The following is a 15,301-nucleotide window of genomic DNA, read 5'->3' on the forward strand; positions in this document are numbered from 1 at the left end:
AAGTTGATCTCGTCATGTTTTCCACTTTGATCGTCGTGCTTCCCGTATTCGGCCTGATTTTTTCAGGTTGGCTGGCGTTCAAGCTGAAAATATTAGGCCCGCATGCAATAGCAGAACTCAACCGCTTCGTTGTTTATCTCGCCCTGCCCGACCTGCTTTTCGATATTATGGCCAACACCCATGGCAGCGATCTCTGGCAACCCGGCTTTATCAGCGTGTTTATGCTCAGCAGCGCCATTGCTTTCGTACTTCCATTTCTTGTTCGTCTTCGCGGCAAGCTTTCTCTCGCGGATAATGCGCTCGACGGCCTGAATGCCGCCTATCCGAATACGGGCTATATGGGCATCCCGCTTTCGATGATTGCGTTTGGCTCCGGTGTTCTCGCTGCAACGACGATCTCAATCATCATCACTGTCTGCGTGACTTTTGCTTTTGCAATTGTGCTGATCGAGATCGGTCTCCAAACAGAGAAAAAACCGCTGCACCTTATCTGGAAAGTTGCGCGCTCTCTGATGCGTAATCCGCTCCTGGTAGCACCGTTTCTGGGCGCATTGATACCGGTGACCAGCATCACCATTCCCGCCCCCGCCGAAACCTTCTTAAAAATGCTGGGCGGCGCCGCTTCACCTTGCGCATTGGTTGCGCTTGGCCTATTCCTGGCACAACCACGCAAGATTGAGCGCGACAGCGTCAATGCCATCGCCTTCCTCGTCTCAGTCAAACTTATTATCATGCCGTTGGCTACATGGTTGCTTGCGGTTTACGTTTTCAATCTCCCGACGCATCTTGCGCAAAGCGCCACATTGCTTGCAGCCCTTCCTGCCGGAACGGGCCCATTCATGCTGGCTGAACACTATCGTCGCGAGGCTGCCATCACGTCGAATGTCATCCTTTATTCGACTGTTCTTTCAGTGCTGACTCTCTCCGGTTTGCTGGCTCTGATCCGCTAAAACAGCAAAAGCCATCTTCAAAATTGGCAGTTTCATGGCTTTTTCATGAAATGTGAACAAATTTTTCAGGTAAAAATTTCAGAGACTTAGGTGTTAAACAGAAGGTTTTTTTCGCCATCACCGCATATTGCAGCAAGAAATCTTCTTTTGTTTAAACCGTTTTGCGCTTAAATTCAGGTTCTCTACCAGCGCGCATTCGACCAGTCATTGGCTCGTCGGGTGCATAGAAGGAGACAGACCGATGGGACTTACTCGATCTTTGAACGTCCTCATGATCTGTGCAGCATTTGCATTTGTTGCAGCGTTGATAGCGGGCGTCATTCCCTGAATGAGGGATAGCCTAAGCCATTAGACGACATCAGTTTTTGAGGATGAACTGATGTGTCTTACTGAAAGAAAAGCCCGGTTTAAAACCGGGCTTTTTTCATTTCATGCAACTTCAAGCGCAGGCTCGGCTTTTGGTCGAATGCCAATCATATGGCAAATCGCAAATGGCAGATCAGCGCGGTTCATCGTGTAGAAATGAAAATCCTGCACGCCACGCTCAATCAGGTCCATAACCTGCTCGGCAGCAATTGCGGCTGCAACCAACTGATGGGTCTGCGGGTCTTTATCCAACCCGTCAAAGCGTTCCGCAAGCCATGCCGGAATGTGGGTAGCTGAACGCGCGCAGAAATTGCTGACTTGCTTGAAATTATGCACCGGCAAGACACCCGGAACAATCGGGATATAAATGCCTGCTCGACGCACACGCTCCACATAACGCTCATAAAGATCGTTATCAAAGAAGAACTGCGTGATTGCTCGCGTTGCACCATTATCGACCTTACGCTTGAGCATATCGATGTCAGTCGCGAAATCCGGGCTTTCAGGATGCTTTTCCGGGTAAGCCGAAACAGAAATGTCGAAATCAGAAAGCTTACGCAGGCCACCGACCAAATCAGCGCCGTTCTGATAACCGCCTGGTGTCGGTACATATTTCTCGCCAATGCCGCTGGCAGGATCACCACGCAGCGCTACAAACCGATTGACGCCAAGCGCTGCAAACTCCTGCGCAACGCGATCCACTTCCTCACGCGTCGCATCCACGCAAGTGAGATGTGCCGCTGGCTGAATATCCGTTTCTTTCAAGATACGCGCAACAGTGCGGATCGTGCGCTCACGCGTCGAACCACCTGCACCATAGGTCACGGAGACAAACTCAGGCTCAAGCGGCGCAAGCCGCGTTACCGTTTCCCACAGGCGCTGTTCCATTTCTTCCGACTTGGGTGGGAAGAATTCGAACGATACCCGGGTGGTCTGGCCGATATCAGATCGGCGGGAAAGACCATAAAAGCCCATCAGACTGTCTCCGTCATGCTTGCATTGCGCGGTACCGGATCAGCAATCAGCAAACGCGGATCATGGGCAAGCCAAAGCTTCACCGTCAGTCCATCGTCACCATTTGCAGCCTTTGGCGCCAACTCAGTTGTTTTTGCAGGTTCCAGTCCTGCCTCTTTCATCCAGCCCAGCATCTGCTCATCACTGAAACCAAGCCGTAAATGCGCGTGCTCTTCGCGCAGAAACTCAAGCCGATGCGGGGCAAAATCAACAATCAGCAACCGACCGCCCGGACGCAATGCACGCGCAGCTTCCCGAATTGCAGCCAGTGGATCATCAAGAAAATGAAGAACCTGATGGATTGTCACCAGATCAAAATTCTCGCGCTCGACAGGCAACGCATAGACATCACCCTGCCGCACTTGCGCATTGGCAACCGATGCCAAATCAAGATTGGCACGCGCCACAGCCAGCATGTCGCGATTAATATCAATGCCAAGCCCACGCAAATAAAGCGGTGAGAACAGCTCCAACAAACGGCCAGTACCAGTCCCAACATCAAGCAGCGCCTGAAATGGCTTGTCGCCGATGATACCCCTGAGAGCGACCTCAACAGCACTTTCCGACACATGCAGCTTGCGGATTTCATCCCAGCTACCAGCATTGGCACTGAAATAGGCTGCAGCCTTTTCCTGGCGACTGGATTTAACTTGCGAAAGCCGCTCCATATCCCGTTCAAGCAAGGTGTCGGCACCATCGAGCTTTGACAGAAGATTGCGCGCAACTTCGCCGCAAACAGCATTATCCGACAGACGGAAATACGCCCATGCGCCTTCCTGATAGCGATCAATAAGATCGGCTTCACCAAGCAGCTTGAGATGCCGTGACACGCGTGGCTGCGACTGACCAAGAATTGTGGTCAGGTCCGATACGGTCAAATCGCCTCTGGAAAGAAGCGCAAGTATGCGCAGACGGCTTGGTTCAGCCACCGCTTTTAAAACATCCACCAGCTGATCGAGTTGCAAACGCAATACGCAACCTCCACAATCTAAAACATATAAAGATATGTTTATGTGAATTATGTAAATCGCGCAAGTAATTTTCACGCACCCATGCACAGTAAAACTGCCATGAAGCTCCAGTAGCAGTTTGAATGATTTAATAAGCAGAGTATGCTTGTTGCAAATCGCGCTGAAAGCCGGAAAGGAAGACAGCCATGGGTGCAAGCACCGAGCGCCAGAAGGCAGTTGCAAAATCGCTTACGCTTTTGCTCCCCGCAGTTCCCTATTCCGATTCAGAACCAATCCGTGCAGCGGCACTTGCTCCGCATATGAAATCTCTCCCACCATCTATAGCTGTCTGGCTAGCAACAGTTGCACATGTCCGGCACGCGCATACTGACTATGACGCTTTGCGTGATGATGGCTACGATAAAGATTCAGCACGCTTTTTTGTCATGGATGCAATCAATAAGAAGCTCACCGAATGGCGCGCTACACGGCTTGTCACCGCAGACGATGACGAGAAAGCGGACGCGTAATTCTCCGATTACTTCTGTGCAACAATAAAAATGCGCGGGAAACGAAGCAGCACACGACCATCATTCAGCGTTGGATAGAACGCTTCAAGTCGTGCCTTATACGCTTTGAGATACTCGCGCTGCTCCTCATCATTCAATGGATCGAGAAACGGGCGCAGCCCAGTGGACTTCACCCATTCAATGATTGCATCCACATCAGCCAATTGATGATTATAAATCACATGCCAGATATCGACGTGGGACGCATGCTTAATCAAAGCGTTATAGTATTCCGTCGCTGATGGCAGTGGTGCCCTACCCTTATCGCCAATTATAGCGTTAAATAGCCCGGTTTTGGCGACTTCACGCATTAAAATATGGGTTGGCTCTGACATATTATCCGGCATCTGCACTGCCAGATAAGCACCGGTCTGAAGCTCGGACAGTAACCTTTGCATCTGCTCAATGTGATCAGGAACCCACTGAAAAACAGCATTTGAAAATAGCACATCGGTTTCGGTATCTGGCACAAATTTGGTGAGATCACCAACATCGAAGTCCACTCGCGGCAAACGCACTTTCGCCTTCTTGATCATATCTGGCGATGTATCAAATCCCGAGATTTTTGCATTTGGCCAGCGCTGAACCAGAAGTTCAGTAGAATTTCCCGGTCCACAACCAATATCGACCACCTTACGCGGATTATCGATCTTTATCTGCGCCAGAAGGTCAACCGCCGGGCGGCTGCGCTCATCTTCAAACTTCAGATATTGCTGTGCAGACCAGTCTTTCACGGGACACTCCAAAAAATGAAAAAGGCCGGTGCGATGCACCGGCCTTTGTTTTCTTAGCGCGTCAGCGGCTTGTAGGTAACCCGCTTTGGATTGACGCTTTCAGGTCCGAGACGACGAACCTTGTCCGCTTCATAATCCTCGAAGTTACCTTCGAACCATTCAACATGGCTATCGCCTTCGAATGCAAGAATATGTGTCGCAAGACGGTCAAGGAACATACGATCGTGGGAGATGATAACGGCGCAACCAGCGTATTTTTCGAGCGCATCTTCAAGCGCTGCCAGCGTTTCGGTATCAAGATCGTTGGTCGGTTCATCGAGGAGCAGAACGTTACCGCCTGCCTGCAACATCTTGGCAAGATGAACGCGGTTACGCTGACCGCCGGAGAGATTGCCGACTTTCGCCTGCTGATCACCGCCCTTGAAGTTGAACGCACCGCAATAAGCGCGGGAGTTCATTTCAAACTTACCGAGCTTGATAATGTCGTTACCGCCAGAAATTTCTTCCCAGACATTCTTGTTCGGGTCGAGGTGATCGCGGCTCTGATCGACATAACCAAGATGAACGGTGTCACCGATGCGGATCGAACCAGAATCCGGCTTTTCCTGACCGGTGATCATCTTGAACAGTGTCGACTTACCGGCACCGTTTGGACCGATAACACCAACGATACCACCTGGAGGCAGCTTGAAGGTGAGGTTTTCGATCAGCATACGGTCGCCAAACGATTTGGTCAGACCTTCAGCTTCAATAACAACCTGACCAAGACGCTCACCGGCCGGGATCAGAATCTGGGCATCGCCCGGACGCTGATTGTTGGCAGCTTCAACCAGCTGGTCATAGGCCTTAATACGCGCTTTCGACTTCGACTGACGAGCCTTCGGGCTTGCGGCAATCCATTGACGTTCGCGCTCAAGTGCCTTCTGACGCGAATCTTCTTCGCGGCCTTCCTGAATCATGCGCTTTGACTTGGCTTCCAGATAGGCAGAGTAATTGCCTTCGTAAGGAATGCCGCGACCGCGATCAAGCTCGAGAATCCAACCGGTAACATTGTCGAGGAAGTAGCGATCGTGCGTGATGAGAAGCACTGCGCCTTCATATTCACGCAGGTGCTTTTCCAGCCAAGCGGTAGTTTCAGCGTCAAGGTGGTTGGTCGGTTCGTCAAGCAGCAGCAGATCAGGCTTCGAAAGAAGCAGCTTGCACAGTGCAACACGACGACGCTCACCACCCGAAAGCTTGGTAACATCGGCATCAGCAGGCGGGCAACGCAGAGCTTCCATCGCCATTTCAACCTGACTGTCGAGATCCCAGAGGTTCTGGCTGTCGATGACGTCCTGAAGAGCCGCACCTTCGTCAGCGGTTTCATCAGAATAGTTCATCATCAGTTCGTTGTAACGGTCGAGAATAGCTGTCTTGTCAGCTACGCCTTCCATGACATTGCCAAGAACTGTCTTTTCCGGATCAAGATGCGGTTCCTGCGCAAGATAGCCGCAAGTCGCACCTTCAGCGAGCCAGGCTTCACCGGTATAATCCTTGTCGAGACCAGCCATGATCTTGAGGATCGTCGACTTACCGGCACCGTTAGGACCAAGAATACCGATCTTCGCATCCGGATAGAACGACAGATGAAGGTTTTCGATAACCTTTTTAGCACCATAGGCCTTGTTCAGCCCGGACATATGATAAATGAATTGGCGTGCCATAAAGCGCGTCGTCTCCACGAGTTAGAAAGCGTGAACGGCCATTCGCCGAACCGCAAGGAAAAATTCTGCTGGCTATGTAGGCGAAATAGCGCGCGGAAGCAAATATGATCGCGCAAACTTCAGCTTGAAAAGCTTATAAACAAAATGAAACCGGGCGCGGATATTTCCGTCACCCGGTTTCCCCTCTGGCCACCACTCGGGAAAGTATCCTCCCTTTCACCGAATGGCCTGCTAGTTATGCCTTAATACCTAAATTCAACGCCTCTGGATTTCCTTCAAAACTCCGTCGACATCCCCGTTAAAGATAGATTTGCCTAGGTTTCTGCGGTTTTCAAGCGGAATTTGCTTAAAAATTGCATTTGCCTAAATTTAATTCACTCAACCTCTGGATGCCTTTTTAAGCGACACCACCAAAAGAGCATTTGACTATTTGCGCAGCATAAATTCAGATGCTTTTATGTCGTTTGAAACCATCCATCGCTTGCCGCTTAATGGCGGAATCGAATTGCCATTTCGGCAATCGCTGATTGCTGCACCAAAGGCTGCGCTGCACATCTGCCACGGACTTGCAGAACATTCAGCCCGTTACGAGCGGTTTGCTATGGCCCTCAACGCAGCAGGCTATAATGTCTATGCGCACGATCATCGCGGGCATGGCGCCAATATTGGTGCATATGCGCCAAGAGGAATATTCGCGCAAAAAGACGGCTATAGAGTGGCAATTGATGATGTTCTTGCCCTAAACCGCCATATTCATGCCTCGCACTCTGGCTTGCCGGTGGTTTTGTTCGGACATTCAATGGGCGGACTGATCGCGCTCAATTATACGCTCGTGCACTCAGAAACAATCGATGCTGCAGCCATCTGGAATGCCAACTTCAACGGAGGCGTTGAGAACAGCGCGGCGATGGCAATTCTGAAAATCGAGCGCATGCTGAAAGGCTCAGACGTCCCAAGTTCGATCTTGCCCAAGCTCACCTTTCGGGCTTGGGGCAACGCTATCCCCAACCATCGCACCGCGTTTGACTGGCTATCGCGCGATGCTTCAGAGGTTGAAGCTTATATCAACGATCCGCTTTGTGGCTTTGATGCAAGCGTCGCCTTATGGATCGACGTATTCCGCATGATGAAGGCGGGAGCAACCGACCGCAATTTTGCAAATATCCGTCGTGATCTGCCATTTAATCTTGTTGGCGGCGGCGAAGACCCTACAACAGACAAAGCCAAAGCCACCCGAAAGCTTGCACACAGAATGCAGGCCATGGGCTTTATCAAAGTAACCTGCACAGTCTATCCCGAGTCTCGCCACGAGAGTCTCAACGACTTAAACCGAGAAGAAGTGACGCAGAATTTTCTGAATTGGCTCGCGCAAGCTCTTCCGTCTGACAACAAGTCCGGCTAAAAGCAGCTGATATCCTGAAAAACTGGTCAAGCTCACGATTTCTTGAAACACTTGGTTTGCCCGGCAATCAATGGTATGGAGCCCGCCTTGCGCACTACAGGGCACCTGTACTGAGATATTATGCACACTGATTTACGGTAAATGCGCAAGGAATGAAGGAACTCCGCTTGTCAACACCGACGATTTCTGTGGTCATCCCCTGCCGCAACGAAGCCGACAATCTCGCTTTTCTGCTCGATGAAGTCGATAGCGCTATGCTGGGCCGAGCCTATGAAGTCATTGTCGTAGACGATGGCTCAACAGATTCTACCAGCGATGTGTTGGCTGGCCGCATCCATGCAGGCAAGCCGCTACGCCATATCCGCCATGATCGCTCATCCGGCCAAAGTGCTGCTTTGCGCTCGGGCGTTTTCGCAGCGCGTGGCCAGATTGTCGTGACAATGGATGGCGACGGGCAGAACAATCCTGCCTATCTGCCGGCACTTGCCGACGCTCTCATCAATGCTGGCCCTGCTTTTGGCATTGCTGCCGGTCAGCGCCTCAAGCGCACCGACACCAAACTCAAACAGCTTTCCTCGCGCTTTGCCAACAATCTGCGCGGTGCAATCCTCAAGGACAAAACCCGCGACTCCGGTTGTGGCCTCAAGGCGCTACACACCGATCTCTTCCGCCAGCTGCCATTCTTTGACGGCTGGCATCGTTATCTTCCTGCGCTCGCTTTGCGTGAAGGTTTTGATGTCGTTCATATCGATGTCACTGACCGCGAACGGCGCCATGGAAAATCCAACTACGGCATTCTCGACCGTGGGCTGCGCGGCATTCTCGACCTTTATGGCGTCTGGTGGTTGCGCAAGCGCCGCAAGGTGGTGCCGCGCGTGACGGAGATTACCCATGACTGATATTTTCACCAGCATGTCCCAGTGGCTTCACGATGTGTTCGTAGCACAGTGGGATGGCTGGATCATTTTGGGCTTTGTCGCGCAAGCCTGCTTTACCATGCGCTTTGTCGTGCAGTGGCTAGCATCTGAAAAAGCAAAAAAGAGCGTTATGCCAGTGGCGTTCTGGTTCTTCTCGCTCATTGGCGGCGTGCTACTATTGGTTTACGCTATTCAACGCAAAGACCCGGTCTTCATCGCCGGTCAAGGCTTTGGCCTGATCGTCTATATCCGCAATCTCTGGCTTATCGCCAATGAGCGGAAACGGTTGAAAGCAGCGAATTAATTCGTTTCACCAAACAAAAACGCCGATCTGAAATCCTCAGATCGGCGTTTTCTTTTATTGCTTTAAGGTCCGCCCTACCGAGCGATAATCCAATCCGGTTCCGGCAACATCGTCAGCTTTGTAGACATTACGCAGATCGATCAGCACATTGCCATCCATCGCTTTCGCGACACGTTTCAAATCAAGCGCCCGATAAGCATTCCACTCTGTCAAAAGCGCCGTAACACCCGCACCCTCTGCCGCTTCGTAAGCAGAACTGCACCAGACAACATCCGGCAATACTGCCTTTGCAGCATCCATCGCTTCCGGATCATGCGCGCGCACAGAAATGCCTGCCTTTTGAATGGCGGCAATTATGTCAATCGCAGGCGATTCGCGAATATCATCCGTATTCGGCTTGAAAGCGACGCCCAGCACAGCAACCGTTTTCGCGCCACTCTCACGAGCAGCGGCAATAATACGATCTGCCATCGATAGCTTACGCGCTTCGTTGACCGCGATTACTTCTTCAATCAGCGACTGCGGTGCGTCATATTTTTTGCCGGTCGCAGCAAAAGCGCGCGTATCTTTTGGGAAGCACGAACCACCAAAGCCCGGTCCAGCATGCAGGAACTTGGACCCGATACGATTATCCATGCCGATGGCGCGTGCAACTTCCTGCACATTGCCGCCGGTCTTTTCACAAAGATCCGCCACCTGATTGATGAACGTCACTTTCATAGCGAGAAAAGCATTCGCTGCATATTTGATGATTTCAGCGTTCTCCAGCGAGGTGACGACCATCGGCGTTTCACGCAGATAAAGCGGACGATAAAGCCGCTGCATCGCCGCCTTGCCGCGCTCGTCATCAACACCCACCACCACACGATCAGGGCGCATGAAGTCTTCAATCGCTGAACCTTCACGCAGGAATTCCGGGTTCGAGACCATCGAAAACTCAACGCCCGGCCGCGCAAGCGCTATACGGTCGCGAATACGCGCATTGGTGCCGACAACCACCGTCGATTTGATAACGACCACCGCACCCGGCTTCATCGCAGCTGCAATTTCATCAGCAGCTGCCTCAATATATTGTAGGTCCGCTTCATCATCGCCACGACGCGACGGCGTGCCAACTGCAATCAGGATCACATCAGCATCAGCAACGCTGGTCGCAAGATCGGTACTGAATTCAAGGCGGCCATCACGAATGTTGCGCCCCATAAGCTCATCAAGCCCGGGTTCGAAAATCGTGACCTTACCCGCTTCAAGCCGTTCGATGATCGATGGGTTCTTGTCGACACAGGTAACGTGAAAGCCAAATTCGGCAAAACACACACCTGAAACCAGACCCACATAGCCCGTTCCGATCATCGCCAGCTTCATATGTTCAGTCCTTTAATCTAACTTAGAGCCATCTATCATAGTCTGAGACGAGCAAATGCAGTGGCTGTTCGTTCTCTTCAATATCGGAAAAGCGGCCAATCGGCTCACGGAAAATATTGTCGGTCAGATCGTCGTTGACGGTCGATACTTCACCGATCAAAACATCGCCGCCCTCGCCCCAAAAGGCATGCCAGTTGCCCGGCAGAAGCGTAACGCTTTCACCTGGGCTTAGCTTCAAATGCGCACCGGCTTTCTGGGTCACCCAGCGCCCATCCGTTGCGACGGTCACATCAGTTTCTTCGTCAACGCTACCGTCGGCGCGCGAATTGAAGAGTTCCAGTACCAGCGTACCGCCACCGCGATTGATGATGTCTTCTGCCTTCACCACATGGCGATGCATTGGCGAAAGCTGATTCTTGCGCGAGATCATGATCTTTTCGGCATAAAGCATACCACCACCACGCTTGAGGTCCTCGGCATTGCCGTTGCGCGTGGTGAAAAGAAACAGACCAAGATCCGCAAACTTGCCCTGACCATAATCAGTAATATCCCAGCCAAGACGACCATCGAGAATAGCCTTTGAATCGCTTGACGTGCGCGTTTTCAACTCTTCAGGCGTCCAATAGGCAAATGGTGGCATGATATAACCAAAAGAACGGATGAAAGCATCGCTCTCGCGAATAATCTCATTAACTTCTGAACGTTTCATGGCCTGCGAGCCTCCCATGGAATGAAACCGAATATGTCAGGCAGCTTGGTAACTGGCTTTCTCCCATTTTGGCAATCCCGCGCATGCAACTCTCACATATTTGCAAAAAACTGCGCGAATGCCCGCGTGTCGTCTTTACGCGAAAGTCATGTCGCATCCCAATGCGCGTTTAGAACATTTCAATGATTGAATCATGACAACGGAAGCCAGTCTGAACATGAGCCAATGAACAGACAAGCCATTGAGATAATGGGAAAAGCACAGCTTCCGGAGGACAAAGGGAACATTCGGTCGAGCCAGCGTCGCTGAGAGAACAGCACCAGCCCGACCTTGATACGGACGCAAAGGGTCGAATCGATGGACGTTCGCAATGAAATGCTGGGGCTTTTGACCGGGCGCGACCCAAATTTCAGCCTCGAGCAGAAGTTTTATACTGATCCGGATTTCTACAAGCTCGATCTGGAAAACATTTTCTATCGCGATTGGCTGTTTGTCGGCCACGATTGCGAGCTACCCAAGACTGGCTCCTACATGACCGTTCAGGTCGGTGCATACCCTGTCGTCATTGTACGCGATGCACAGGGCGGTATCCGCGCGTTCCACAATTCCTGCCGCCATCGCGGCTCACGTATCTGCTCCGCCGAAAAAGGTACCGCAGCAAAGCTCGTCTGTCCTTACCATCAGTGGACCTATGAACTTGATGGACGCCTATTGTTTGCGCGTCAGGTCGGGCCGGATTTCAAGCCCACCGAATATGGTTTGAAGCAAGTGCATTGCGAAAGCGTCGCGGGATATATCTATGTCTGCCTTGCCGATGACGCACCCGACTTCAATAGCTTCCGCACTCTGGTTGAGCCTTACCTCGCACCGCACAATATCAAGGAAGCCAAGGTCGCCTTTGAAAGCTCGATCATTGAGAAGGGTAACTGGAAGCTCGTGTGGGAAAACAACCGCGAGTGCTATCACTGCGCGGCCAACCATCCGGAACTTTGCCGCACCTACCCGGAAGCACCGAGCGCTACAGGCGTTCAGGGCGTCATGGAAGACCCGGAAATCAACCAGCTCTGGAAAAACTGCGCTTCCATCGGCTTGCCTGCCGAGTTTAACATGTCGGAAGACGGCCGTTATCGCATTACCCGTATTCCACTTCTGCGCGATGCGGTGAGCTACACCATGTCGGGCAAGCCAGCGGTTAAGAAACCATTAAGCGATCAGGTATCGGGTAACACCAATATCGGCGCGATGCTGCTCTTCAATTATCCTTCGACCTGGAACCACCTGATGGCCGATCACGCCATTTCCTTCCGTGTGCTGCCAATCAGCGCCAATGAAACCATGGTGACGACCAAGTGGCTGGTTCACAAGGATGCGGTCGAAGGCGTTGACTACGACCTCGATGAGCTGACCCATGTGTGGATTCAGACCAACGATCAGGACCGCCAAATTGTGGAAGAAAATGCGGTTGGCATCCGCTCACCCGCTTACCAGCCCGGCCCCTATTCGGTCGAGCATGAGGGCGGCGTGATGCAGTTCCTTGAATGGTACACCAACACCATCACGCCTCGCCTGAAGGGCGAGACCGCGAAGCTCAGCCGCGTCGCGTAATTTGTAATGAACTTAAAGAAGTGAGAAGGCCATGCAGCCTCTGAAATATCTGGATGAGATGCTGCCGTGGAACGACAGGTTGCAGATGCTACAATGCATCTCGGCTATCGAAGAAGCGCCAGACGTCATGACCTTCTCCTTCAAAACACTGGAGGACAATTGGTTCCGCTACACGCCGGGCCAGTTCGTCACTCTTGAACTGCCGATTGAACGCGCTGATGGACTTGGGCCGGTGCTGCGCACCTACACGCTATCATCGACCCCTTCCCGCCCCTATCATATCTCCGTCACTGTCAAAGCGCAGAAGGATAGCATCGGCACGCGCTGGATGCTTGACCATCTGCGTCCGCCGATGACCATCAAGGCCTATGGCCCCAATGGCGACTTTTCGCTCGCCAATCATCCGAGCGAAAAATATCTCTTCATTTCAGCGGGTTCTGGCATCACACCAATGGTTTCGATGACGCGCTGGCTTTTTGACTGTGCACCGGCCACCGATGTCGCTTTCATCAACTGCGCGCGCTCGCCCGATGATATTATTTTCCGCAAGGAACTGGAACTGCTTTCAGGCCGTATGGAAGCCATGCGTCTTGCATTCATTGTTGAAGAATCATCGGCGCGCCATGTCTGGCCGGGGCTGCATGGCCGCATCGACCGCGCGCGGCTTGAACTGCTGGCACCGGATTTTCTCCATCGCAAAGTATTTTGTTGCGGTCCTGAGCCGTTCATGAATGGCGTACGCAGCCTTCTGGAGCAATCTGGCTTCAACATGGCCAATTATCATCAGGAAAGCTTCCAGCCTGCCAGCGAAATTTCTGCTGTACCCCTGCCAACAACATTGGCTGCAACGGGTGAAAAGCCAGCGGCTCCCGCAAAGCCTGCCGTGCCACCTGCAACGGTTGTCTTCACGCTTTCAGGTGTTGAAGTTGAATGCACCGAAAACGACACAATCCTGCTGACTGCCCGCAATGGCGGATTAAAAATCCCGAGCGCCTGCGAGTTCGGTATTTGCGGCACCTGTAAAGTCAAATGTATCGGTGGTGAAACCGAAATGACCCACAATGGCGGTATTCGTGATGACGAGATCGCGGAAGGCTACATCCTTGCCTGTTGCAGCCGTCCGCGTGGTCGTGTCGAAATTGATGCCTGATTAGGCTTTTTTCAAAAATTCCGTACGCAGCACGAGGCCTTTAACCTGCTTTGTGCTGCAATCCACTTCGTCCGGATTCCCCGTCAGACGAATACCCTTGACCAGCGTACCGCGCTTGAGCATTGTCGACGTGCCTTTTACCTTCAAATCCTTGATAAGCGTAACCGAATCGCCATCATTGAGCTGCGTTCCATTGCTGTCACGTGTGATTTCACCAGTCATAAACATCCCCTGTCAAAGTGAAATAAAGCCGGTCGGTAGCACCAAAGATGATGTAATACCAGAACGCGGGTAATGACTGGCATATGAACTCGTGTCTCAATATAATTGCAGTGAAGCATTCAGGAGCGTTTTATGATCGGACATGCCCTTCTCGTCGTTGATGTGCAAAATGACTTCTGCCCAGGTGGCGCGCTGGCCGTCGACAAGGGGGATGAAATTCTGCCCGCAATCAACCGTTTGATTGAAGAGAGCGAGCACGTCATTCTAACGCAAGACTGGCACCCGGAAGGACATTTGAGCTTTGCAACCAGTCACCCGGGACAAAAGCCGTTTAACAGCGTAGAGATGGCTTACGGACCGCAGACGCTATGGCCTGACCACTGTGTTCAAGGCACGCACGGTGCCGACTTTCATCCAGATTTGCAGTGGACCCGCGCGCAACTCGTAATTCGCAAAGGCTTTCGCATTGGCGTAGACAGTTATTCGTCTTTTTATGAAAACGACCGCAGAACGCCGACAGGCCTGTCGGGCTATTTGCGTGACTGCGAAATTGGCTCTCTGACAATCGCAGGACTGGCCACGGATTTCTGCGTCGCCTATTCCGCGCTTGATGCTATAGCACACGGTTTTCAGGTGCGCGTAAGGCTTGATGCTTGCCGCGGCATCGACATTGGCGGTTCGATGGATGCCATGCTTGATCAGATGCAAAAAGCGGGCGTTGAACTTATCAACGAACCCGCCTTAGCGTCTCATTTCATCTGATTACTTCTCGATCTCGCCGTCCGGCAGAACGACATAGATCAGCACGGCGATGATCGTGATGAAGAAGCGGAAGGCGGATTCAATTCCGTTCCAGGTGGACGACATCCACATGCCGAACCATTCGCCACCAATCGACATGAAGCCAACCTGCCAGACGAGAAAGCCGACCGAAAGACCAGCAATGCCCCACTTCTTGGAGTGATTGAAGCTCTTTGCATCGCCACCCAAACGGCCAAGCATCGCAAAAGCACCGATCCAGCAGAGAACGGCTGTCAATGTTTCAGCAGCAATGATCAGAATATAGCCCGCATTGTGCAGAGTATTGCTCTCAATAGCGCGATATTTGATGGTTGCATCCGGAAAGATTGTATCCATCAGAAGCACATGCTGCACGAAAGCAAAATTGCTCCCGTAGTCTGTGATATTGCCGAAAGAAACGAGTGTTGCAAAGAAAGCAATTGCTGCAACAAAGGCAGTTTTGCTTAAGCGAGTAACGACCATGGAAGACCCCTCTCCAAAAAAGTCGCAGCCGCAGTCGTTTCCGACTGAGGCATATGAAAATACACTCCGACGAGCCTT

16 protein-coding genes are annotated in these 15,301 nt (G+C 51.9%); 8 read left to right on the plus strand and 8 right to left on the minus strand.

The window, feature by feature from the left end; all coding sequences use genetic code 11:
• The first annotated feature begins 14 nt into the window (after positions 1-14).
• Positions 15-950 (plus strand): AEC family transporter, encoded by a 936-nt coding sequence (locus U2P60_RS17080; RefSeq protein ID WP_413573462.1) that lies wholly within the window; start codon positions 15-17, stop codon positions 948-950.
• A gap of 429 nt (positions 951-1,379) precedes the next feature.
• On the opposite strand, the gene metF is transcribed toward U2P60_RS17080, so the two are convergent.
• Positions 1,380-2,291, minus strand: a complete 912-nt coding sequence (gene metF / locus U2P60_RS17085; RefSeq protein WP_413573463.1) for a methylenetetrahydrofolate reductase [NAD(P)H] — start codon at positions 2,289-2,291, stop codon at positions 1,380-1,382.
• The gene (locus U2P60_RS17090) at positions 2,291-3,301 is read right to left on the minus strand and encodes an ArsR/SmtB family transcription factor (protein ID WP_413573464.1); all 1,011 of its coding nucleotides are present in this window, start codon (positions 3,299-3,301) and stop codon (positions 2,291-2,293) included. Before U2P60_RS17090 ends, metF begins: the two co-directional genes overlap by 1 nt.
• A 185-nt stretch (positions 3,302-3,486) precedes the next feature.
• Here U2P60_RS17090 and U2P60_RS17095 point away from each other — a divergent pair, with 185 nt between their 5' ends.
• Entirely contained in the window at positions 3,487-3,810 is a 324-nt protein-coding gene (locus U2P60_RS17095; RefSeq protein ID WP_413573465.1) for a DUF2293 domain-containing protein, read from the plus strand.
• Positions 3,811-3,818: 8 nt separating this feature from the next.
• On the opposite strand, the gene tam is transcribed toward U2P60_RS17095, so the two are convergent.
• Positions 3,819-4,583 carry a trans-aconitate 2-methyltransferase gene (tam, locus tag U2P60_RS17100; protein ID WP_413573466.1) on the minus strand — a complete coding sequence of 255 codons (765 nt, stop codon included), beginning with the start codon at positions 4,581-4,583 and terminating at the stop codon, positions 3,819-3,821.
• A gap of 53 nt (positions 4,584-4,636) precedes the next feature.
• Positions 4,637-6,286 (minus strand): energy-dependent translational throttle protein EttA, encoded by a 1,650-nt coding sequence (ettA, locus tag U2P60_RS17105; protein ID WP_413573467.1) that lies wholly within the window; start codon positions 6,284-6,286, stop codon positions 4,637-4,639.
• A 457-nt stretch (positions 6,287-6,743) separates the two neighbouring features.
• On the opposite strand from ettA, the gene U2P60_RS17110 reads away from it, so the two are divergent.
• From U2P60_RS17110 to U2P60_RS17120, 3 genes are all read left to right on the plus strand, one after another.
• Positions 6,744-7,688, plus strand: a complete 945-nt coding sequence (locus U2P60_RS17110; RefSeq protein ID WP_413573468.1) for an alpha/beta fold hydrolase — start codon at positions 6,744-6,746, stop codon at positions 7,686-7,688.
• Positions 7,689-7,855: 167 nt separating this feature from the next.
• Positions 7,856-8,587 carry a glycosyltransferase family 2 protein gene (locus tag U2P60_RS17115; RefSeq protein ID WP_250038831.1) on the plus strand — a complete coding sequence of 244 codons (732 nt, stop codon included), beginning with the start codon at positions 7,856-7,858 and terminating at the stop codon, positions 8,585-8,587.
• Positions 8,580-8,909: a lipid-A-disaccharide synthase N-terminal domain-containing protein gene (locus U2P60_RS17120; RefSeq protein WP_413573469.1), complete on the plus strand. Its 330-nt coding sequence runs from the start codon at positions 8,580-8,582 to the stop codon at positions 8,907-8,909. The genes U2P60_RS17115 and U2P60_RS17120 overlap by 8 nt, the downstream gene beginning before the upstream one ends.
• A 54-nt stretch (positions 8,910-8,963) precedes the next feature.
• Here the strand turns inward: U2P60_RS17120 and U2P60_RS17125 are convergent, their stop codons facing one another.
• Both U2P60_RS17125 and U2P60_RS17130 read right to left on the minus strand, forming a co-directional pair.
• On the minus strand, positions 8,964-10,274 hold the full coding sequence (locus U2P60_RS17125) for a UDP-glucose dehydrogenase family protein (protein WP_413573470.1): 1,311 nt from the start codon (positions 10,272-10,274) through the stop codon (positions 8,964-8,966).
• A 22-nt stretch (positions 10,275-10,296) separates the two neighbouring features.
• Positions 10,297-10,983, minus strand: a complete 687-nt coding sequence (locus tag U2P60_RS17130) for a D-lyxose/D-mannose family sugar isomerase (RefSeq protein WP_413573471.1) — start codon at positions 10,981-10,983, stop codon at positions 10,297-10,299.
• Positions 10,984-11,340: 357 nt separating this feature from the next.
• Here U2P60_RS17130 and U2P60_RS17135 point away from each other — a divergent pair, with 357 nt between their 5' ends.
• Both U2P60_RS17135 and U2P60_RS17140 read left to right on the plus strand, forming a co-directional pair.
• Complete coding sequence (locus U2P60_RS17135; protein WP_413573472.1) at positions 11,341-12,588, plus strand: aromatic ring-hydroxylating oxygenase subunit alpha; 1,248 nt, start codon at positions 11,341-11,343, stop codon at positions 12,586-12,588.
• Between the two features lie 31 nt (positions 12,589-12,619).
• Positions 12,620-13,738: a 2Fe-2S iron-sulfur cluster-binding protein gene (locus tag U2P60_RS17140; protein WP_413573473.1), complete on the plus strand. Its 1,119-nt coding sequence runs from the start codon at positions 12,620-12,622 to the stop codon at positions 13,736-13,738.
• Here the strand turns inward: U2P60_RS17140 and U2P60_RS17145 are convergent, their stop codons facing one another.
• On the minus strand, positions 13,739-13,960 hold the full coding sequence (locus tag U2P60_RS17145; RefSeq protein ID WP_413573474.1) for an alkylphosphonate utilization protein: 222 nt from the start codon (positions 13,958-13,960) through the stop codon (positions 13,739-13,741).
• Positions 13,961-14,092: 132 nt separating this feature from the next.
• On the opposite strand from U2P60_RS17145, the gene pncA reads away from it, so the two are divergent.
• Positions 14,093-14,722, plus strand: coding sequence for a bifunctional nicotinamidase/pyrazinamidase (pncA, locus tag U2P60_RS17150; RefSeq protein ID WP_413573475.1), 630 nt, complete (start codon positions 14,093-14,095; stop codon positions 14,720-14,722).
• Here pncA and U2P60_RS17155 read toward each other — a convergent pair whose 3' ends face one another.
• A complete protein-coding gene (locus U2P60_RS17155; protein WP_413573476.1) occupies positions 14,723-15,223 on the minus strand; it encodes a DUF2165 family protein in 501 nt (166 codons plus the stop codon).
• Between the last annotated feature and the right edge of the window lie 78 nt (positions 15,224-15,301).

The sequence above is a fragment of the Brucella sp. H1_1004 genome (assembly GCF_047308065.1).
GTDB classification, from domain to species: Bacteria; Pseudomonadota; Alphaproteobacteria; order Rhizobiales; family Rhizobiaceae; genus Brucella; species Brucella pseudogrignonensis_B.

What these genes read in the sequence shown, in the direction of transcription:
- U2P60_RS17080 (WP_413573462.1), top strand. Translation starts at nt 15, where the DNA reads ATGTTTTCCACTTTGATCGTCGTGCTTCCCGTATTCGGCCTGATTTTT.
- metF (WP_413573463.1), bottom strand. Translation starts at nt 2,291, where the DNA reads ATGGGCTTTTATGGTCTTTCCCGCCGATCTGATATCGGCCAGACCACC.
- U2P60_RS17095 (WP_413573465.1), top strand. Translation starts at nt 3,487, where the DNA reads ATGGGTGCAAGCACCGAGCGCCAGAAGGCAGTTGCAAAATCGCTTACG.
- ettA (WP_413573467.1), bottom strand. Translation starts at nt 6,286, where the DNA reads ATGGCACGCCAATTCATTTATCATATGTCCGGGCTGAACAAGGCCTAT.
- U2P60_RS17110 (WP_413573468.1), top strand. Translation starts at nt 6,744, where the DNA reads ATGTCGTTTGAAACCATCCATCGCTTGCCGCTTAATGGCGGAATCGAA.
- U2P60_RS17120 (WP_413573469.1), top strand. Translation starts at nt 8,580, where the DNA reads ATGACTGATATTTTCACCAGCATGTCCCAGTGGCTTCACGATGTGTTC.
- U2P60_RS17125 (WP_413573470.1), bottom strand. Translation starts at nt 10,274, where the DNA reads ATGAAGCTGGCGATGATCGGAACGGGCTATGTGGGTCTGGTTTCAGGT.
- U2P60_RS17130 (WP_413573471.1), bottom strand. Translation starts at nt 10,983, where the DNA reads ATGAAACGTTCAGAAGTTAATGAGATTATTCGCGAGAGCGATGCTTTC.
- U2P60_RS17135 (WP_413573472.1), top strand. Translation starts at nt 11,341, where the DNA reads ATGGACGTTCGCAATGAAATGCTGGGGCTTTTGACCGGGCGCGACCCA.
- U2P60_RS17140 (WP_413573473.1), top strand. Translation starts at nt 12,620, where the DNA reads ATGCAGCCTCTGAAATATCTGGATGAGATGCTGCCGTGGAACGACAGG.
- U2P60_RS17145 (WP_413573474.1), bottom strand. Translation starts at nt 13,960, where the DNA reads ATGACTGGTGAAATCACACGTGACAGCAATGGAACGCAGCTCAATGAT.
- pncA (WP_413573475.1), top strand. Translation starts at nt 14,093, where the DNA reads ATGATCGGACATGCCCTTCTCGTCGTTGATGTGCAAAATGACTTCTGC.
- U2P60_RS17155 (WP_413573476.1), bottom strand. Translation starts at nt 15,223, where the DNA reads ATGGTCGTTACTCGCTTAAGCAAAACTGCCTTTGTTGCAGCAATTGCT.